Origin of the sequence: Aeromonas dhakensis, assembly GCF_000820305.1 — a bacterium.
In the GTDB taxonomy this organism is placed as follows: Bacteria; Pseudomonadota; Gammaproteobacteria; order Enterobacterales; family Aeromonadaceae; genus Aeromonas; species Aeromonas dhakensis.
Map to the genome: position 1 here is coordinate 112,328 of NZ_CDBH01000039.1, position 17,872 is coordinate 130,199.

Annotated in this window: 18 protein-coding genes; 7 read left to right on the top strand and 11 right to left on the bottom strand. The window is 63.9% G+C overall.

Annotated features, from left to right (window positions below; translation table 11 throughout):
• Positions 1–250: 250 nt before the first annotated feature.
• The 6 genes from BN1143_RS21935 to BN1143_RS10040 form a co-directional block, all read right to left on the bottom strand.
• Positions 251–397, bottom strand: coding sequence for a hypothetical protein (locus BN1143_RS21935; protein WP_005298986.1), 147 nt, complete (start codon positions 395–397; stop codon positions 251–253).
• Positions 394–1,083, bottom strand: coding sequence for a M15 family metallopeptidase (locus BN1143_RS10020; protein WP_019838586.1), 690 nt, complete (start codon positions 1,081–1,083; stop codon positions 394–396). Before BN1143_RS10020 ends, BN1143_RS21935 begins: the two co-directional genes overlap by 4 nt.
• Positions 1,080–2,207, bottom strand: coding sequence for a succinyl-diaminopimelate desuccinylase (gene dapE, locus BN1143_RS10025; RefSeq protein ID WP_042050436.1), 1,128 nt, complete (start codon positions 2,205–2,207; stop codon positions 1,080–1,082). Before dapE ends, BN1143_RS10020 begins: the two co-directional genes overlap by 4 nt.
• Positions 2,208–2,216: 9 nt before the next feature.
• The gene (locus tag BN1143_RS10030) at positions 2,217–2,567 is read right to left on the bottom strand and encodes an ArsC family reductase (protein ID WP_017766166.1); all 351 of its coding nucleotides are present in this window, start codon (positions 2,565–2,567) and stop codon (positions 2,217–2,219) included.
• 196 nt (positions 2,568–2,763) lie between these two features.
• Entirely contained in the window at positions 2,764–3,675 is a 912-nt protein-coding gene (locus tag BN1143_RS10035; protein ID WP_042050437.1) for a LysR family transcriptional regulator, read from the bottom strand.
• Between the two features lie 317 nt (positions 3,676–3,992).
• On the bottom strand, positions 3,993–4,307 hold the full coding sequence (locus BN1143_RS10040) for a hypothetical protein (protein WP_005298999.1): 315 nt from the start codon (positions 4,305–4,307) through the stop codon (positions 3,993–3,995).
• 286 nt (positions 4,308–4,593) lie between these two features.
• Between BN1143_RS10040 and dcuC the strand changes: the two genes are divergently transcribed.
• Together dcuC and BN1143_RS10050 are read left to right on the top strand one after the other, a co-directional pair.
• The gene (gene dcuC, locus BN1143_RS10045; RefSeq protein WP_042050438.1) at positions 4,594–5,970 is read left to right on the top strand and encodes a C4-dicarboxylate transporter DcuC; all 1,377 of its coding nucleotides are present in this window, start codon (positions 4,594–4,596) and stop codon (positions 5,968–5,970) included.
• Positions 5,971–6,054: 84 nt separating this feature from the next.
• Positions 6,055–7,194, top strand: a complete 1,140-nt coding sequence (locus tag BN1143_RS10050; protein ID WP_042050440.1) for a M20 family metallopeptidase — start codon at positions 6,055–6,057, stop codon at positions 7,192–7,194.
• 90 nt (positions 7,195–7,284) lie between these two features.
• Here BN1143_RS10050 and BN1143_RS10055 read toward each other — a convergent pair whose 3' ends face one another.
• From BN1143_RS10055 to asnS, 3 genes are all read right to left on the bottom strand, one after another.
• Positions 7,285–7,941 carry a Dph6-related ATP pyrophosphatase gene (locus tag BN1143_RS10055; RefSeq protein WP_042050442.1) on the bottom strand — a complete coding sequence of 219 codons (657 nt, stop codon included), beginning with the start codon at positions 7,939–7,941 and terminating at the stop codon, positions 7,285–7,287.
• A gap of 132 nt (positions 7,942–8,073) precedes the next feature.
• Positions 8,074–9,417, bottom strand: coding sequence for an anaerobic C4-dicarboxylate transporter (locus BN1143_RS10060; RefSeq protein WP_005299013.1), 1,344 nt, complete (start codon positions 9,415–9,417; stop codon positions 8,074–8,076).
• A gap of 376 nt (positions 9,418–9,793) precedes the next feature.
• The gene (asnS, locus tag BN1143_RS10065; protein ID WP_005299016.1) at positions 9,794–11,194 is read right to left on the bottom strand and encodes an asparagine--tRNA ligase; all 1,401 of its coding nucleotides are present in this window, start codon (positions 11,192–11,194) and stop codon (positions 9,794–9,796) included.
• 193 nt (positions 11,195–11,387) lie between these two features.
• Here asnS and BN1143_RS10070 point away from each other — a divergent pair, with 193 nt between their 5' ends.
• Positions 11,388–11,738, top strand: coding sequence for a hypothetical protein (locus tag BN1143_RS10070; protein WP_042050444.1), 351 nt, complete (start codon positions 11,388–11,390; stop codon positions 11,736–11,738).
• Here BN1143_RS10070 and BN1143_RS10075 read toward each other — a convergent pair.
• Both BN1143_RS10075 and bioA read right to left on the bottom strand, forming a co-directional pair.
• On the bottom strand, positions 11,735–12,577 hold the full coding sequence (locus BN1143_RS10075; protein ID WP_017783430.1) for a HAMP domain-containing protein: 843 nt from the start codon (positions 12,575–12,577) through the stop codon (positions 11,735–11,737). The genes BN1143_RS10070 and BN1143_RS10075 overlap by 4 nt on opposite strands.
• Before the next feature lie 133 nt (positions 12,578–12,710).
• On the bottom strand, positions 12,711–13,985 hold the full coding sequence (bioA, locus tag BN1143_RS10080; protein ID WP_042050446.1) for an adenosylmethionine--8-amino-7-oxononanoate transaminase: 1,275 nt from the start codon (positions 13,983–13,985) through the stop codon (positions 12,711–12,713).
• A gap of 220 nt (positions 13,986–14,205) precedes the next feature.
• Here bioA and bioB point away from each other — a divergent pair, with 220 nt between their 5' ends.
• The 4 genes from bioB to bioD all read left to right on the top strand — a co-directional run.
• Positions 14,206–15,294, top strand: a complete 1,089-nt coding sequence (gene bioB / locus BN1143_RS10085) for a biotin synthase BioB (RefSeq protein WP_042050448.1) — start codon at positions 14,206–14,208, stop codon at positions 15,292–15,294.
• Entirely contained in the window at positions 15,291–16,487 is a 1,197-nt protein-coding gene (bioF, locus tag BN1143_RS10090) for an 8-amino-7-oxononanoate synthase (RefSeq protein WP_042050450.1), read from the top strand. Before bioB ends, bioF begins: the two co-directional genes overlap by 4 nt.
• Positions 16,477–17,280 carry a malonyl-ACP O-methyltransferase BioC gene (gene bioC / locus BN1143_RS10095; RefSeq protein WP_042050452.1) on the top strand — a complete coding sequence of 268 codons (804 nt, stop codon included), beginning with the start codon at positions 16,477–16,479 and terminating at the stop codon, positions 17,278–17,280. The genes bioF and bioC overlap by 11 nt, the downstream gene beginning before the upstream one ends.
• A gap of 83 nt (positions 17,281–17,363) precedes the next feature.
• Positions 17,364–17,872 (top strand): dethiobiotin synthase (gene bioD / locus BN1143_RS10100; RefSeq protein ID WP_042050454.1); only part of this gene is annotated, 509 nt, incomplete at its 3' end.

Sequence of the window (17,872 nt, forward strand, 5' to 3'; positions counted from 1 at the left end):
AAATGCAAATCAGGCACATTATATGCAGTTTGACCGGCTACGTGTGGCTTAATTGTGCATTTATTTGCAGTTTTTTACATTTTCAGTGCGATTGCTGCGAAGGGTTCTGGCCATCAAAAGGGGGTCAGCGGGGTGATCAGAGAGGTCGGCAACGTGATGATGTTCACAAAACGGACACAGGAGGGAAGATGAGCGCCGCAGCGGGCAGCAAACGGCAGGGGCCACGCCGGGCCCCTGCCGACGGAGGGCGTCAGTCGTCCTCGTCGTCCTTCACTTCCCGGATCTTGTCCTTGTAGCGGGGCAGCTCTTTCTCCAGTCGCTTCATGTCCTTGATGGCGTTGAGAAACAGGCCGAGCAGGAAGAGCAGGGGCAAGCCTATCCAGAGCCAGAGGTTCATGTGCTACTCCTTTCGTCGGTGGCCAGGGTGACATAGCGGGCCAGGATCTCGTCGAGGTTGGCCAGTATGGTCGCCTTGCCTTCAATATCCGCCTGTTGCAGGCAAAGTGCCAGCGCGGCCGGGTCGAGCCGCTGCTCGCGGGACTCAGGCGCAAAGCTGAGGTGCCAGGGCTCGTAGGCGACGCCGCTGCCGGCACCGGCCGGCTTGGCATAGGGCAGGAAGAAGCCGAAGTCGTTCATGCGATCCTCCAGCCACTCGCTCAAGTCGGCAAACCAGCCTCCCTCTTCATACTCCCAGGGCTCCAGCGCCAGCCTGGTGCCGGCGGGCAGGCAGTCCGGGTCGTAGATGTCGAGATCGGTGCCCCAGTGGTGGCGGCTGGTGCCGGGCAGGGCGCTCCAGTGCAAGATGGCGTGCAGCCGCTCCTCGTCGCTCAGTTGCAGGGCGTCGATGGGCTGGCTGTGGGCATCGAGCAGGGGGCGCTCGCCGCGCCACTTGCCGTTCCAGATGGCGAGCTGGCGCTCGAAGCCCCGCCAGCTGGAGGCGGGCTGCAGGTTGAAGCCGGCGTGGGCGGCGGCCACCTGCATGTCGTTGAAGGCCGCCGCGGTGGCGGCCGTCAGCCGGTGCGGGCCTTGCCCCACCAGGATGAGGTGACCCTCATCCTGGCCCAGCAGCTGATCCTGGGTCATACCAGCAACCTCGCGAGCACCCCTTGGTACATGTCTGCCAGCAGATCCAGATCGTCCGCCTTCACGCACTCGTTCACCTTGTGAATGGTGGCGTTGACCGGGCCCAGCTCAATGACTTCCGCCCCGGTGGGGGCGATAAAGCGCCCATCGGACGTTCCCCCCGTGGTGAGCAGGGCCGGCTGCTGGCCGTTGACCGCCTCGATGGCAGAGACCGCCGCCGCCAGCAGCTTGCCGGTGTCGGTGAGGAAAGGCTGGCCGGAGAGGGTCCATTTGATCTGGTAATCCAGACCGTGCCGCTCGAGCAGGGCTTCGACCCGCTCGCGGATCGCGGCATCGGTGAGCTCGGTGCTGAAGCGGAAGTTGAACTGGACGTGCAGTTCGCCGGGAATGACGTTGGAGGCGCTGGTGCCCGCCTGGATGTTGGCGATCTGGAAGCTGGTGGGGGGGAAGTAGGCGTTGCCCTGATCCCATTCGATGGCGGCGAGCTCGGCCAGCGCCGGGGCTGCCTTGTGGATCGGGTTGTCCGCCAGATGAGGGTAGGCGACGTGGCCCTGCACCCCGCGCACCAGCAGATCGCCGGTGATGGAGCCGCGCCGGCCGTTCTTCACCACGTCCCCCACTAGGTTGGTGGAGGAGGGCTCGCCGACGATGCACCAGCGGATCTTCTCGTTACGGGCCTCCAGAGTGTCGATCACCCGGGTGGTACCGTTGATGAAGGGCCCCTCCTCATCGGAGGTGATGAGGAAGGCAATCGACCCGGCGTGATCCGGATGCTCGGCCACGAAGCGCTCGACCGCCACCACCATGGCGGCCAGCGAGCCCTTCATGTCGGCGGCACCACGGCCGTAGAGCACGCCATCCTGGATGGTCGGCTCGAACGGCGGGGTGTGCCATTTGTCCAGCGGGCCGGCGGGTACCACGTCGGTGTGGCCGGCGAAGCAGAACAGAGGCCCCTCGCTGCCGCGGCGGGCCCAGAGGTTGGTGGTATCTTCGAACACCATGGGTTCGATGACGAAGCCGAGCTTGGCGAGGCGCTCCGCCATCAGGGTCTGGCACCCTTCATCCAGCGGGGTAACGGAGGGGCGGCGGATCAGATCCTTGGCCAGTGCGATGACATCCGACATCGTTTTTCCTTAACGAGAGAAGAGGGATTGGTAGTGATCGGCCTTGAAGCCCAGGGTCAGCTCGCCGTCTTGGTCCAGCAGCGGGCGCTTGATCATGGCCGGGTGCTCCAGCAAGAGGGCGCGCGCCTTGGCGGTGTCGAGCCCCTGCTTGGCCTCGTCCGGCAGGGCGCGAAAGGTGGTGCCGCGGCTGTTGAGCAGCGCTTCCCAGCCGAGCTGGTCCAGCCAGCGGTCGAGGTCGGCCGGGTTCAGACCGTCGGCCCTGTGGTCGTGAAAGCGGTAGTCGATGCCGGCCTGCTCCAGCCACTTGCGGGCTTTCTTGATGGTGTCGCAGTTCTTGATGCCATAGAGGGTGGTGGCCATGGGGAGTCCTTTGTCTGCGGGCATGGGCCCGGAAAGCCGAAACTTGAGTCCTGAAACGGGAAATCAAGAAGAGGCCCGATTCTGGCATTGTGGCGATCCCAAGGCAACGCCGATGCGCATGGGGGAGGTGAGGCGAGGCGCTGGTCGGGCCTGGGAAGCGGGGGAAAGTGCCCGGCGCAGGATGCGCCGGTGGGCATCAGAGTTCGCTCTGGGTGCGACACCAGAGGTGCAGTTCGGATTCGAACCAGTTGAGCATGGCGTTGTTGTCGTCGCGACGATGGCGAATGAGGCTCACCTCGAAGGTGGGCAGGGTAAAGCGGGTTTCGTACTCCACCAGATCCAGCAGCGGCATCAGCGGACGCAGCACCCGGGCAGGGGAGGTGAGCAGCAGAGGCGCGCAGGGCAGGATGAAGGGGGCCGCCAGAAAACTTTGTACTATCAAGGGGGTGTGTCGGGTCATGCCGTGGGCGGCCAGCAGATCATCGACGATGCCCCCTTCGCTGCCGCGCGGGGCGACCAGCAGGTGCTGAGCCTGGGCGAAGGATTCGATGCACAGCACCTGGCCCTGCAGCGGGTGGCTGCGGTGGGCGGCGCAGATCAGCTTGTCTTCGAACAGCGGGATGCGGCGAAAACGGCCGGGCACCTCGTCCTGCTTGCTGATCACCATGCTGATGACCCCTTCGTCGAGCTGGCTCTCGTAGTCCGCATTGAGCGGCACCATGTGGATGCGCAGGTTGGGCGCCTGCTGCTGCAGCCGGGCCAGCAGGCTCGGCATCATCACGTACTCCACATAGGTGTGGGCCCCGATGCGCAGCACCCCCTCGAACTGGGCGGGGTCGAGCTGCTCGGGCGGGCTGAAGGTCTGCTCGATGTCGCGCAGGATCTCTCGCAGCGGCAGCAGCAAGGCCTCTGCCCGGGCGGTGGGTTCCATACCCTGGGGAGTGCGGATCAGCAGGGGATCGTCATAGAGCAGACGCAAACGGGCCAGTGCCCGGCTGACGGCCGGCTGGCTCATGGCGAGCCGTTCGGCGGCCTTGGTGGTGTTGCGCTCCTCCAGCAGTGCCTTGAGCACCACCAGCAGGTTGAGGTCGACGCCTCGTAAATTCATTCTGTGCATAATGGAATACTAATAAATCATTTCCTTAAGCAGGGCCTTCACTTTAGTCTCATTTCCCGTCGATGGTCAGCATGAAGCTTGGGTAAATCAGCGATTTATGCAAACCCATGTTGTCCTGTTACCTCTTTCGCGTGGTGCCGGAGGTGGCAAGATTCGACAGCCTGAACTCTTTACTCTGGTCATCCAGAGCGTTGCTTGCTTAGTACCCGCCGTCTCGGCGGGTTTTTTTTGCCTGCGGTTCAGGAAAAAGGGAGCCCGAAGAAGTACAAAACGCGCCGGTGGGCGCGTTATGGTGAGGGACTGAGCACTCAGGGCGCAACCGGCCACTGGTAGTCAAACACCTTGGCCCGCTCCCAGGGGGCGTCCGGCAGACTGGAGGAGAGGCCGGTATATTTGCCCACATCGTCCACCACGATGGCGGAGAGGATCGGCAACTGGTGCTCGGTGCAGTACATGCGGATGCGTTGCAGCAGGGTGCGCAGCTCATCCTGGCAATTCTCCAGCCCGGCCTGCCTGGCCAGCTTGGAGTAACGAATGGTGGTGCGTTCCTTTGCAGACTCGACGAGGATGTCCCATAGCTTGTAGTCGCAGGTCGTCATGCCTGCGGTGGCTCGGTCTGTCATAACTCTCTCCGGCGCGAAACGGTCTCTGTGTGTCGTTGCGCATCTTGGCCAGTTCACTGGCCCCTGACGTTGATCCAAAGCAAAAAAGCCTGAGGTTATTCGCCAGAACGCGTGGCAAAGGGATTTTAAAGGTTTGCCTTTAGTTTAAAAGACCGTTTTTTGTTAAGTGTGTAGCATTTTATTTTATCGAAGTGCGGTCAAGCCATCTTTCTTGACAGGGATCAATGGGAAAGCGCGGTCAGACCACTAGATTTCGCTCCTCGATAACTTTATCAGGAGTGAATATTTGGAACTCGTCTTCGTCTTACTCGTCCTGCTGGCCGTGGTCTACGGCATCGTCAAGGATTACAACCCGCAGGCGGTGCTGGCACTGGCCGGCATGGCCATCTTCACCGTCGCCTACTGGCTGGGATTGCACCCCATTCTGTCCGCCGACAAGAGCACCGGCTTCGCCCTGTTCGACCTGTTCGAGGTGTTCAAGGGGATCTTCTCCTACCGGGCGGCGGGGCTCGGCCTCACCATCATGGCGGTGGCCGGCTTTGCCACCTACATGTCCCATATCGGCGCCTCCCAGGCGCTGGTGCAGGTGGCGGTCAAGCCGGTGGCGGGCATCCAGTCCAGCTACCTGATGCTGGCCATCTGCTACCTGGTGGCGGTCTTCGTCTCCCTGTTCGTCACCTCCGCCACCGGCCTTGGCCTCTTGCTGATGGTCACCATGTATCCAGTGATGCGCAATCTCGGCATCAGCCCGGCCTCCGCCTGCGGCGTCATCGCCACCTCCCAGGCGTTCGAAATCGGCCCGACCCAGACCAACGCCATCTTCTCCGCCGGCCAATCCGGCATGGATCCCACCAGCTATTTCGTCGACTACCAGATCTGGCTGGTGGCCCCCATGTTGCTGGTGACCATGGTGCTGCACTTCTTCTGGCAGCGGCACTGTGACCGCCAGGATGGCTGGGATCCGGCCCAGCATCGCGGCGAGCACGCCGAGCTGGACGAGAAAGGCACCGAGGCGGTAGCGGCGCCCACTTGGTATGCCCTGCTGCCCATCATCCCCTTCGTGCTGATGATGACCTTCTCCAAGTTGCTGGTGAGCGACATCAAGATGAGCGTGGAGGTGGCCATGCTGCTGTCGGTCTTTATCGGCATGCTGTGCGAGCTGCTGCGTACCCGTTCGGTGCGCAGCGCCTTTGCCGGGCTCTCCAGCTTCCTCGACGGCATGGGCAAGGTATTCGGCCCCGTGGTGGCGCTGATCGTCTGTGCCGAGCTGTTTGCCGAATCCCTCAAGGCCATTGGTGCCATCGACACCCTGCTGCACTCTGCCAGCAATGCCGGCATCGGCAGCGGTCTGATGACCCTGGTGATGGTGGGGCTCATCATGGTGGTGGCGGTCATCATGGGCTCGGGCAACGCGGCTTTTTTGAGCTTCTCGACCCTGGCCCCCGCGGTGGCGGCCAAGTTCGGCGTGCCGGCGGTGACCATGCTGTTGCCGATGCAGCTCGCCTCCAGCATCGGCCGCACCGTCTCCCCCATCGCGGCTGTGCTGATCGCCTGTGCGGGCATCGCCAAGGTCTCCCCCTTCGTGGTGGTCAAGCGCACCTGCGTGCCCATGGCGGGGGCGCTGGTGACGGCATTGACCCTCAACTATCTGCTGTTTATGTAAGCGGGTGGCGGACGGCACGGGTCGTTCGCCCCTTTCACTCGGCTGTCGGACGGGAGGCGTACCCTCCCGTCCCAGGAGATGACAATGACAGACTCTCACAACGCTTTTTCTCTGGACGCCTACCTGGCGGATCTGGCACCCCTCATCAACCTCGATTGCGGTACCCGCACCCCGGCCGGGGTGGCGACGGTGGCCGACATCATGACCGAGAAATATGAGGCCATCGGCTGGCAGGTGACCCGCCACCAGTTCGCCGCCGAGTGCGGTCCCTGCCTCGAGGCAACCAATGCCCCCGGCGCCAGCCATTACGACGTGATGCTGGTGGGCCACATGGACACCGTCTTCCCGGTGGGGACGGCGGCCAAGCGCCCGCTGAAAGTGGAAGGCAATCAGGCCTTTGGCCCTGGCGTGTCGGACATGAAGAGCGGCCTGCTCTCCACCTGGTATGCCCTCAAGGGGATGGACCCGGCCGTGCTGGCCAAACTGAAGGTGCTGGTCTGCTGCAACTGTGACGAGGAGATAGGCTCCCCCTGGTCCAAAGAGTGGCTGGTGGAAAAAGCCAGACAGAGTGGCTGCGTGCTGGTGGCCGAGGCGGCTCGCCCGAACGGGGATCTCATCAGCGCCCGCAAGGGCAATGCCAAGTACCGCATCACCTTCCACGGCAAGGCCTCCCACGCCGGCTCGGCGCTGAGCGAGGGGATCTCCGCCATCACGGAGCTCGCTCATTGGGTGCTCGCCATCAACCAGCAGGTCAACCTCGATACCGGCACCACCATGAACGTGGGGGTGGTGCAGGGAGGGACCGGCGTCAACGTGGTGCCGGACTTTGCCGAGGCGATCGTGGATCTGCGCTTCTGGAGCAATGACGAAGCGGCCGCCGTGCACGAGCGGCTCACCTTCATGGCCAACAACCCCTTCCTCGCCGGTTGCCGGGTCGAGGTGGATCGCCAGAGCTTCAAGCCGTCGATGCGCCCGAGCGGCGACACAGAGGCCGTGATGGCGCTGGTGGAGGCGGCGGCGAATGAGGAGGGGATCCCCTTCAACTGGCTGGAGGCCGGTGGCGGCTCCGATGCCAACTTCACCGCTGCGGCCGGGGTCCCGTCGCTGGATGGCTTCGGCCCCATGGGGGGCGGTTTCCACTCGGAGGCGGAGTTCCTGCTGCTGGAGAGCATCGAGCCGCGCATCCGCCTGCTGCAGCGGGTGCTGGGCAAGCTGGCCAAATAGGTCGGCGTTAAGGACAAGCAAAACGGGAGGCCATCGCCTCCCGTTCTTTATCTGTTGTGCCGGTGCAGACCGGTCGAACGGAACTGCGTGCTACCCTTCATCCTCCAGCAGATAGGCAAGCCGTTCCTGACGGGCGACCTGCCAGCGGCCCAGCACCAGCGGCGCCGCAAAACCCGGGCCGTCGGTCACCATGGTGTGGTACTCACCCTGCTCGCCGCAGGCATCGAAGCCCCGGGTGGCCACCAGCTGCTGCAGCTCGGCGAGGGCTCCCTTGTCCAGCACCCGCCCCACCCACTCGGGGGGCAGCACATCGGTATCGACGCAGGAGAGGTGGGCGACGATGCCGCGAGCCAGCAGATCTGCCAGCAGCGCCTCGCGGCTCTGCTGCCAGAGCGGGGTGTGGACAGTGAGGCCAAGCGGGCGGCAACGCTCGCGGATCCAGTTCGGCGCACCGGCCACGCTGTCGATATCGCCGGTGACGACCCCATCGAGTTGCCACTCCTCCTTGAGCTTTGCCAGTGCCCGCTCATAACCGAGATCGAACGGCGCCTCTATGGTGATCAGCAAGTGGGGCAGCCCGAGGGCCGCCGCCTGCCGACGCACTTGCGACAGGGGATGGGCGAGGAAACGGGGCGAGGGAGGCGCAAAGGTGACCAGTGCCACCACCTGATGACCCGCTTCACGGGCATGGCAGAGCGCCTGCATGGCATCCTTGCCGCCGCTCCAGAGCACGATGACGCGAGACATGGGGGAGGTTCCGCAAAGAAAAAGAGGGGTCATGCTACCCAGAGTGCGGGCGGTTGGCAAAGCGGGAAGGTGAGCGAAAAGCACAGGCCCCCGAGCGGGGGCCTGTGGAACGGATTGCGCGGTGCGACTCCGTCAGAGCAGTATGCTGGTCAGGATAAAGCCCAGCGAGCAGGAGGTCACCACCCCGATCAGCCCCGGAATGATGAAGCTGTGGTTGATGATGAACTTGCCGATGCGGGTGGTGCCGGAGCGGTCGAAACCGATACAGGCCAGATCGCTCGGGTAGGTCGGCAGCACGAAGTAGCCGTAGCTGGCCGGCAGGAAAGCGATCAGCAGCTTGGGTTCGACCCCCAGCGCCAGCCCCATGGGGGCGATGGCAGTCAGCGCCGCGGCCTGGCTGTTTACCAGCTTGGAGATGAGGAACAGCACCAGGGCGTAGGTCCAGGGCTGGGCCTGTACCACGTGGGCCAGGGTCTCTTTGAGCAGCGGCATGTGGGCCTGGAAGAAGGTTTCGCTCATCCAGGCAACCCCGAACACGGAGAAGATGGCGACCATGCCCGCCTTGAAGACGGCGCCGTTGGCGATCTCGCCCGGCTTGACCTTGCAGCGCATCAGTATGATGGCGCCGGCGATCAGCATCATCATCTGGATCACCAGGTTCATGGAAAGCGGGCCGGTTTTGTCCTTGATGGTGAAGACCGGACGCAGACCTTCGTTGGCCCCCAGCAGTACCACGGCAGCGATGGCGGCGAAGAAGATCCAGGTAGACCAGTAGGCCTCTTTCGGGAACTTGGTGTTGAGCAGGGTTTCACCGCCGCCATAGATAAAGGCGCGCTGCTCCGGATCCTGGATCTTGGCCTGGAACTCCTCGTCCTTGTCCAGATCCTTGCCGCGGCGCAGGCTCCAGAGGGCCGCGACGATGACGCCGGTCAGGGAGGAGGGGATGGCGATCATCAGGATGTCGAGCAGACCGTAGGCCTGACCGATGCCGTGACCGGCCGCCAGGATGGAGACCATGGAGACCACGGCCACCGAGACCGGCGAGGCGCAGATGGCCATCTGGGAGGCGACGGAGGCCACTGCCATCGGGCGCTCGGGACGGATGTTCTTCTGCAGCGCGATGTCGGCGATGATGGGGAACATGGTGTAGACCACGTGGCCGGTACCGCACAGGAAGGTGAGGGTCCAGGTGGTGAGCGGGGCCAGTATGGTGATGTATTGGGGGTGACGGCGCAGCAGACGCTCGGCCACCTGCATCATCAGGTTGAGACCGCCGGCGGTCTGCAGGGTGGCGGCACAACCGATCACCGCCAGTATGGTCAGCATCACCTGCACCGGCGGTTCGCCCGGTACCAGACCGAACACGAAGGTCAGCAGGAACAGACCGATGCCGCTGATGAGACCCAGCCCCATGCCGCCAAACCGGGTACCCAGCAGCAAGCAGCCGAGTACCACCAAAAATTCCATCAAGATCATTCCATTACCTCGCGTTATTTAATCCATGTAAGTGCTGTGTTGGGCGCATGGACCGGGATTGTCTGTTTTTTATTTAGCCCTAAAGGGTTAGTGGTTATTTTGCCTGCCACAAGGGGGCAAAAATTTGAGGTACTTCAATAACTCATCGCTTTTTGATTTAACGCCATAAAAACCACGTATTAACCCTTTTGTTATTTTATGGGTAACAGGTGGCATCGTATGGAGCTTGAAGGCGGGCAGGGTAGCAGGATAAAAAGGCGAGGGGAGCGGTTTGTTGCAAAAAAAGTGATTAATTGTGGCCAAGACAAGCCGGTGGCAGGGGAGCGGGCAACAAAAAGCCGACCCTGAGGTCGGCTTTGTCGGCAAAGTCCCGTAATCAGAACTCGGCGGTGCGTGGGGTACGCGGGAAGGGGATCACGTCGCGCACGTTGCCCATGCCGGTCACGTAGACCACCAGACGCTCGAAGCCCAGACCAAAGCCGGAGTGCGGCACAGTGCCGTAGCGGCGCAGGTCGCGGTACCACCAGTAGTCTTCCTTGTTCAGGCCCATCTCGGCCAGGCGGGCATCCAGCACCTCGAGACGCTCTTCACGCTGGGAGCCGCCGATGATCTCGCCGATGCCCGGGGCCAGTACGTCCATGGCGGCAACGGTCTTGCCGTCGTCGTTGAGGCGCATGTAGAAGGCCTTGATGTCTTTCGGGTAGTTCTTCACTACTACCGGTGACTTGAAGTGCTCTTCGGCCAGGTAGCGCTCGTGCTCGGAAGAGAGATCGATACCCCAGGAGACCGGGAACTCGAAGCTCTTGCCGCAGTTCTTCAGCACTTCGATGGCGTCTGTGTAGTCAATCTGGGCGAAGTCGGAGGCGACGAAACGCTCCAGACGGCCGATGGCGTCCTTGTCCACGTGCTGGGCGAAGAACTCCAGATCGTCGCGGCGCTCGCTCAGCACGGCGTTGAAGACGTACTTCAGCATGGCTTCGGCCAGGGCGGCGTTGTCTTCCAGATCGGCGAAGGCCACTTCCGGCTCCACCATCCAGAACTCGGCCAGGTGGCGGCTGGTGTTGGAGTTTTCGGCGCGGAAGGTCGGCCCGAAGGTGTAGACCTTGGACAGGGCGCAGGCATAGGTCTCGACGTTCAGCTGGCCGGATACGGTCAGGAAGGTCTCCTTGCCGAAGAAGTCCTTGTCATAGTCCACCTTGCCTTGCGGGGTGCGCGGCAGGTTTTCCAGATCCAGGGTGGAGACGCGGAACATCTCGCCGGCGCCTTCGGTGTCGGAGGCGGTGATGAGGGGGGCCGCGATCCAGAGGTAGCCCTGTTCGTGGAAGAAGCGGTGAATGGCCTGAGAGAGGCAGTTGCGTACCCGGGTCACGGCGCCGACGATGTTGGTGCGGGCACGCAGGTGGCCCTGCTCGCGCAGGTACTCAATGCTGTGGCGCTTGGCGGACATGGGGTAGGTGTCCGGATCTTCGACCCAGCCCACCACCTTGACCTCGGTGGCCTGCAGTTCGAACGCCTGGCCGCTGCCCTGGGACTCGACCACGGTGCCGGTCACTTCGACGGAGCAAGCTGTGGTCAGACGCTGCACTTCATTCTCGTAATTGGCCAGGGTATTGGGGACGACGGCCTGTACCGGATGGAAACAGGAGCCATCGGAAACGGCCAAAAATGAGATCCCCGCCTTGGAATCACGGCGGGTCCGGATCCACCCTTTCACTGTCAGGGTGGTGCCGACCGAATACTTACCGGCCAGCACATCTACTACGGATGCGTGCGTCATCGAAATATTGTCTCCAGCTTGTTCTTGCAGCGCTATTTGCAACACTAGGGGTCTGGCCCGGGCACAGATGGCCCACCATGGCAGACTAAGCCGTTCATCTTACCCGCGCAGGTTTGATAAACAAGCAAAAATGTCGGACTCTGGGGGGGATTTCGGCGCCAATCGCTTCATTGGCGGGCCAGCGGAACGGGGGATGGACGTGAAAGAGCGGCGACGGGGGCCGGACGGGCTGACACGGGTGTTGCGGGGGCTGGTGATCCTCTGCTGGGGCGGCTTTATCGTGCTGCTCTCCCTCTACCACTTCGCCCGGCCAGAGGTGGCCTACGGTTTTCTGGTCTATGGCGGGATCAAGGTGCGCCAGAGCTGGGATCCCCAGCTCACCCCCTGGCTGCTGCACGGGCTCTGGGGATGCTGCCTGCTGACCCTGGCGGTGCTGCTGGCAGAGCGTTGGCGCTGCCGGCGGCGGGAGGACACGGGGCGGGTGCACCTGGCTATCTTGCTGCTGATCCTCGTCGCCAGCCTGCTGTTCTACTACCTGGACTAGTCTGCCGGCCCGGAGGGGTCGCGGCTGGAGGGCGCTTGCCCCGCCCGCGGCTGCTCGCCAGCGGAGCGCTTGCCGAGCTGGCGTTCCACGCTGTCGAGCATCTGGTTGTAGGCCAGCGCCACCCGACCAATCTCGTCCCCCTCATCCCCTTCCAGCCGGTGGCCGAAGTCGTGCAGATCGGTGGCCTCCTCCATGGAGCGGGTCAGCTGGTTGAGGGGGCGGACGATCCAGGTACGGATGACCCAGAGGGTGAGCAGCAGCCCCAGCCCGAAGATGACGGTGAGGCTCAGGGCCGAGGTGAGAATGTTCTGCTCGACCCGGGTAAACAGGGTGTCGAGGGAGTAATCAAAGCGCACCGCTCCCAGCACGGTATTCTCCGGCACCTGGTGGCAGCTGGTGCAATCGGTGCCGCGAAAATCCTTCTTGGCCAGCAGTGGGCGGGTCACCACCAGCTTGCTGTGCATGCCGTCGTGTACCACCTCCAGGCTCCCTTTACCCGCCAGTGCCAGCTCGTCGAACCTGTCCTTGGACTGCTCGTGCTCGCGGCCGGCCCCGTACTGCTTGCTCACCGCCTCGCTGCGCACGATGCGGGCATCCTCCACGTGAGCGTGTTCGAGAAACTTGTCGCGCAGGGTATCGCGGGCTTCCATCTTGCCGGTCAGCATCAGCATGTTGAGCCCATCGAAATAGGCTTCGGTCTGCTCGCGGCTCTGCTCCTTGATGAGGGTCAGAATGAGGTCGCGCTCGCGCACCGCCTGATAGGCCGCGGAAAACACCAGCACCATGGAGAAGATGAACAGCAGGAAGAAGTTGATTTTGGCAGCAATGGAGAGGCGCATGGGAACGGTACATCTGTTGGGTAAAACCCGCGCAGTCTACGCGTCTTGGCTGCCCGGGTCTGGTGTCTTGCTCACATTCTGATGAAAAAGATTCAAAAGACCCTGCCTGAGCGGCAGGGTCTGCGCTGTTGGCTCAGAACTCGCCGCTGTGGATGGCGGCGGCGATGGCGCCGGTCAGCACGGTCAACTGTGCCGGGCTGATGACGAAGGGGGGCATCAGGTAGATGAGCTTGCCAAAGGGGCGGATCCAGGCGCCCAGCTCCACGAACTTGCGCTGGATGCGCGCCACGTCCACCCGCTCCTTCATCTCCACCACCCCGATGGCGCCGAGCACCCGCACGTCGGCCACCGCCGGATGCAGGGTCAGTTCCACCAGCTCGGTGCGCAGCTGATGCTCGATGGCGCGCACCCGCTCAGCCCAAGGCGAGGCCAGCAGCAGTTCGATGGAGGCGTTGGCCACGGCGCAGGCCAGCGGGTTGCCCATAAAGGTCGGCCCATGCATGAAGACGCCAGCCTTCCCATCACACACGGTGCGAGCCACATGTTCGGTAGTGAGTGTGGCCGACAGCGTCAGGTAGCCGCCGGTAAGCGCCTTGCCCAGACACATGATGTCGGGGCTGATGCCGGCCCAGTCGCAGGCAAACAGCTGGCCGGTGCGGCCAAAGCCGGTGGCTATCTCGTCGGCAATCAAGAGCACGCCGAACTCGTCGCACAGGGCGCGCACCCACTGCAGGTAGCGGGGGTGGTAGAAGCGCATGCCGCCGGCGCCCTGTACTATGGGTTCGAGCACGATGGCGGCGATCTCCTCGTGATGGTCCGCCATCAGGGTGGCCAGCTCCACCACGCAACGCTCGTCCCACTCGGCGTGGAAACGGCAGCTGGGGGCTTCCACGAAATGGTGCTCGGGCAGGAAGCCCTTGTAGAGCTCGTGCATGCCGCCATCCGGGTCGCACACGCTCATGGCGCCGAAGGTGTCGCCGTGATAGCCACCGCGCAGGGCAACGAACTTGGCGCGAGGCGTCCCTTTGGCGTGCCAGTACTGCTGGGCCATCTTGAGCGCCACCTCTACCGCCACCGAGCCTGAATCCGCCAGAAACACCCGATCCAGCCCCTTTGGAGTGATCGCCACCAGCTTGCGGCAAAGCTCCACCGCCGGGGCATGGGTCAGGCCGCCAAACATCATGTGGGACATCTTGCCGAGCTGGGCGGTGGCGGCCGCATCGAGCTCGGGCACCTGATAGCCGTGCACGCAGGCCCACCAGGAGCTCATGCCGTCCACCAGCTCGCGGCCGTCGCTGAGGGTGAGGGTCACTCCCCTGGCGCTGGCCACTTCATAGCAGGGCAGGGGATGGGTGAGGGAGGTATAGGGGTGCCACACATGGTGCAAATCGAATTCTTGGTTGGTCATTTGTTGTTCTGTTGTCAATTCATTTGATCTGGTCGGTGTTGACAGTCTACGCGTGCTCTCTACACTAGCCAACAATTTCAGCCACTTGGCCCTGCGCGCATCCCTGTTCGCCCGGGCCAGGTGGCGGGTTTTGCGCTCACGCTCTTGCAAGGAGCTCTTACAAAGAGGTCTTGCAAGCAAGGCGGCGCAGGATCCCACTTATAACAATTGGAAGCCATGTATGAATGCTCTCACCGCGGGCGGCCACGCCCTTCGTCACGACTGGACCCTCGCCGAGGTTCAAGCCCTGTTTGCCCTGCCGTTCAACGACCTGCTGTTTCGGGCCCAGACCGTGCACCGCGCCCATTTCGACCCGAACGAGGTGCAGGTGAGCACCCTGCTCTCCATCAAGACCGGTGCCTGCCCGGAGGATTGCAAGTACTGCCCCCAGAGCGCCCGTTATTACACCGGCCTTGAGGCCGAGCGGCTGATGGAGGTGGAGAAAGTGCTGGAGCGGGCCCGCGAAGCCAAGGCCAACGGCTCGTCTCGCTTCTGCATGGGGGCCGCCTGGCGCAACCCGAAAGAGAAGGACATGCCCTATATCCTGCGGATGATCGAGGAGGTACGCGGGCTCGGCATGGAGACCTGCATGACGCTTGGGATGCTCACCGCCGATCAGGCGGCGCGCCTCGGCGCCGCCGGCCTTGACTACTACAACCACAACCTCGACACCTCGCCGGAGTTCTACGGCGACATCATCACCACCCGCACCTATCAGGACCGGCTCGATACTCTGGAGCACGTGCGCGGCGCCGGCATGAAGGTCTGCTCCGGCGGCATCGTCGGCATGGGCGAGCAGGCGAAGGATAGGGCGGGCCTCTTGATGGCGCTGGCCAACCTGCCGCGCCACCCGGAGAGCGTGCCCATCAACATGCTGGTCAAGGTGAAGGGAACGCCGCTGGAGAACCAGGAGAACCTGGATCCGTTCGAATTTATCCGCACCATCGCCGTGGCACGTATCATGATGCCGGCCTCCCACGTGCGCCTCTCCGCCGGGCGGGAGAAGATGAACGAGCAGATGCAGGCCATGTGCTTTATGGCGGGGGCCAACTCCATCTTCTACGGCTGCAAGCTGCTGACCACCCCCAACCCGGACGAGAACAGCGACATGCAGCTGTTCAAGCGCCTCGGCATTCGCCCCGCCCAGCGGGCCCAGAAGCCGGATCAGGTTCAAGAAGAGGAGCTGTTGGCCGAGGTGAGCCGCCAGAGCGAGCCCACCGAGATGTTTTATGACGCCACCCGCCCCCGTGCCGGGGGCGCGCGGTCATGACGGGCCCCGCAGTAACGGGTCCCTTCGGGTTGAGCGCGGCGCTCTCCGGGCGTGAACAGGCAGGCCTGCTGCGCAGCCGCGTCGCCACCGACGGTGCGAGTGGCGGGCGCCTCAAGGTTGGGGGGGGCGATTACCTCAACTTTTCCGCCAACGACTATCTGGGGCTGGCCGATCACCCTGCCATCAAGGTCGCCTTCCAGGAGGGCATCGAGCGCTATGGTGCGGGGGCCGGTGCCTCGCCGCTGGTGACCGGTTACAGCCGGGCCCACCAGCAGCTGGAAGAGACGCTGGCCGAGTGGCTCGGACTGGAGGCGGTGCTGTTGTTCAACTGCGGCTTTTCCGCCAATCAGGCGGTGCTCAAGGCCCTGCTCGGCAAGGATCATCTGCTGTGGCAGGACAAACTCAACCACGCCTCCCTGCAGGAGATGGGCAGTCAGCTGCCCTGCAAGATGAAGCGCTTCGGTCACAACGACATGGCGGCCCTTGAGCGGCAGCTTGAGCCAAACCGGGGGCTTATCGTCTCGGAGGGGGTGTTCAGCATGGACGGGGATCAGGGCCCCTGGCGCGAGCTTAGCCAACTGGCCGCCCGGAGCGGCAACTGGCTGATGATCGACGATGCCCACGGCCTCGGTGTGCTGGGGCCACAAGGGCGCGGCACCCTGGCGGCGCAGGGGGTGAACCCGGCCGGTGTGCACATCCAGATGGGCACCTTTGGCAAGGCGCTCGGGGTGGCCGGCGCCTTTGTGGGCGGCAGTCGCGAGCTGGTGGCGTATCTGGTGAACTTCGCCCGCCACTATGTCTACAGCACCCATATGCCGGCTGCCCAGGCCTGCGCGGTGAGCCAGAGCATCGCGCTGGTGCGTGCCGCCGACGAGGCCCGTGCCCAGCTTGGTGAACTCATCACCCGTTTCCGACAAGGGGCGCAGGCGCTGGGCTGGCAGCTGGGTGCCAGCAATACCCCCATCCAGCCGCTGCTGGTGGGGGAAAGCAGTGCTGCCCTGCAACTGGCCGAGCGGTTGCGGGGGCGCGGCGTCTGGGTGAGTGCCATCCGCCCGCCCACTGTACCGGTCGGCACGGCGCGCCTTCGCATCACCCTGAGCGCGGCTCACCGCGCTGAGGACGTGGATCGGCTGCTCGATGCCCTCGGTCCCTGCCAGGCCACCGACGAGAGAGGAGGCGCCCATGCTGCATGAGCGTTTTCAGGCGGTCGACAAGGCCCAGCTTGCCCGCCGTTTCGGCGCGGCCGCCCGTCACTACGACGCCCACGCCCGCTTCCAGCAGGAGGTGGGGCTGGCGCTGCTGGAGCGCATGCCGGACAGGCAGGTTGGCCTTGAGCTGACGGTGAGCGGGCTGGATCTGGGCTGTGGCACCGGCTTCTTTCTGCCGGCTCTGGCCGGGCGTTGCAGCGAGCTGACCGGGCTGGATCTCGCCCCCGGCATGCTGGCCCAGGCGGCCCTTCGCGGCAGCGGCGCCCGCCTGCTGTGCGGCGATGCAGAGCAATTGCCCTTTGCCGACGGGACGTTTGACTGGGTCTTCTCCAGCCTGGCGCTGCAGTGGTGCGAGCGGCCGGCCCAGGCCTTCGCCGAGCTGCACCGGGTGCTCAAACCCGGCGGCCGGCTGCTGTTCTCGACCCTGTTGGCCGAGTCGCTCTGGCAACTGCGTGAGGCCTGGCGCACGGTTGACGAGTGTGATCATGTCAATCGCTTCCTCAGCCTGCCACAATTGCAGCATGCCATCGCCGCTGGCGGCTTTGCCGCCCCGGCGCTGGAGAGCCTGACCTGGTCGCTCGGCTATTCCGAGCTCAACGGTTTGCTGCGCGATCTCAAGGGGATCGGTGCCAGCCAGGTCAATGACGAGCGTCATACTGGCCTTGGCAGCCGTCAGCGCTTGTTGCGTCTGCGCCAGGCCTATGAGGCCCATCGTCAGCCGGACGGTCTGCTGGCCGCCAGTTATCAGGTTTGCCTCGGCCAGCTGATCCGCCGTTAACCGGCGGCCTTGGCCGAGAGAATTGAGCTGCGGGTGCCCCGCCATATGGAGCCCGGGCACCTGCGCCCTATTGAGGAGTCATCATGGTCAAATCCTTCTTCGTCACCGGCACCGATACCGATGTGGGCAAGACGCTGGTCGCCCGCACCCTGCTGCTGGAGTTCGCCGCGCACGGCATCCGCTGCGCCGGTTACAAGCCTGTCTCCGCCGGCTGTGCCCGTACCCCGGAGGGACTGCGCAATCTGGATGCTGTGCTGTTGCAGGAGGCGGCGAGCCTGCCGCTGCCCTACGATCTGGTCAATCCCTACGCCTACGAGCCGCCCATCGCGCCCCATATCGCCGCCAGCGAAGCGCGCGATGCCATTACCCTGAAGGGGTTGTCGGACGGGCTGCGCCAGATTGAACAGGCGGGGGCCGAGCTGGTGGTGGTGGAGGGGGCGGGGGGCTGGTTTCTGGCACCCGATCGCAAACATCTGCTGTCGGGCTGGGGCAAGCCGGGGAACATGCCGGGGATCATGGTGGTGGGGGCCAAAATGGGGTGTCTCAACCATGGCCTGCTCACCTTCGCCGCCCTTCGCCACCACAACCTGCC

Excerpts from the sequence above, each read along its gene's own strand:
- BN1143_RS21935 (WP_005298986.1), bottom strand. The coding sequence starts at position 397 with ATGAACCTCTGGCTCTGGATAGGCTTGCCCCTGCTCTTCCTGCTCGGC.
- BN1143_RS10020 (WP_019838586.1), bottom strand. The coding sequence starts at position 1,083 with ATGACCCAGGATCAGCTGCTGGGCCAGGATGAGGGTCACCTCATCCTG.
- dapE (WP_042050436.1), bottom strand. The coding sequence starts at position 2,207 with ATGTCGGATGTCATCGCACTGGCCAAGGATCTGATCCGCCGCCCCTCC.
- BN1143_RS10030 (WP_017766166.1), bottom strand. The coding sequence starts at position 2,567 with ATGGCCACCACCCTCTATGGCATCAAGAACTGCGACACCATCAAGAAA.
- BN1143_RS10035 (WP_042050437.1), bottom strand. The coding sequence starts at position 3,675 with ATGAATTTACGAGGCGTCGACCTCAACCTGCTGGTGGTGCTCAAGGCA.
- BN1143_RS10040 (WP_005298999.1), bottom strand. The coding sequence starts at position 4,307 with ATGACAGACCGAGCCACCGCAGGCATGACGACCTGCGACTACAAGCTA.
- BN1143_RS10050 (WP_042050440.1), top strand. The coding sequence starts at position 6,055 with ATGACAGACTCTCACAACGCTTTTTCTCTGGACGCCTACCTGGCGGAT.
- BN1143_RS10055 (WP_042050442.1), bottom strand. The coding sequence starts at position 7,941 with ATGTCTCGCGTCATCGTGCTCTGGAGCGGCGGCAAGGATGCCATGCAG.
- BN1143_RS10060 (WP_005299013.1), bottom strand. The coding sequence starts at position 9,417 with ATGATCTTGATGGAATTTTTGGTGGTACTCGGCTGCTTGCTGCTGGGT.
- asnS (WP_005299016.1), bottom strand. The coding sequence starts at position 11,194 with ATGACGCACGCATCCGTAGTAGATGTGCTGGCCGGTAAGTATTCGGTC.
- BN1143_RS10070 (WP_042050444.1), top strand. The coding sequence starts at position 11,388 with ATGGACGTGAAAGAGCGGCGACGGGGGCCGGACGGGCTGACACGGGTG.
- BN1143_RS10075 (WP_017783430.1), bottom strand. The coding sequence starts at position 12,577 with ATGCGCCTCTCCATTGCTGCCAAAATCAACTTCTTCCTGCTGTTCATC.
- bioA (WP_042050446.1), bottom strand. The coding sequence starts at position 13,985 with ATGACCAACCAAGAATTCGATTTGCACCATGTGTGGCACCCCTATACC.
- bioB (WP_042050448.1), top strand. The coding sequence starts at position 14,206 with ATGAATGCTCTCACCGCGGGCGGCCACGCCCTTCGTCACGACTGGACC.
- bioF (WP_042050450.1), top strand. The coding sequence starts at position 15,291 with ATGACGGGCCCCGCAGTAACGGGTCCCTTCGGGTTGAGCGCGGCGCTC.
- bioC (WP_042050452.1), top strand. The coding sequence starts at position 16,477 with ATGCTGCATGAGCGTTTTCAGGCGGTCGACAAGGCCCAGCTTGCCCGC.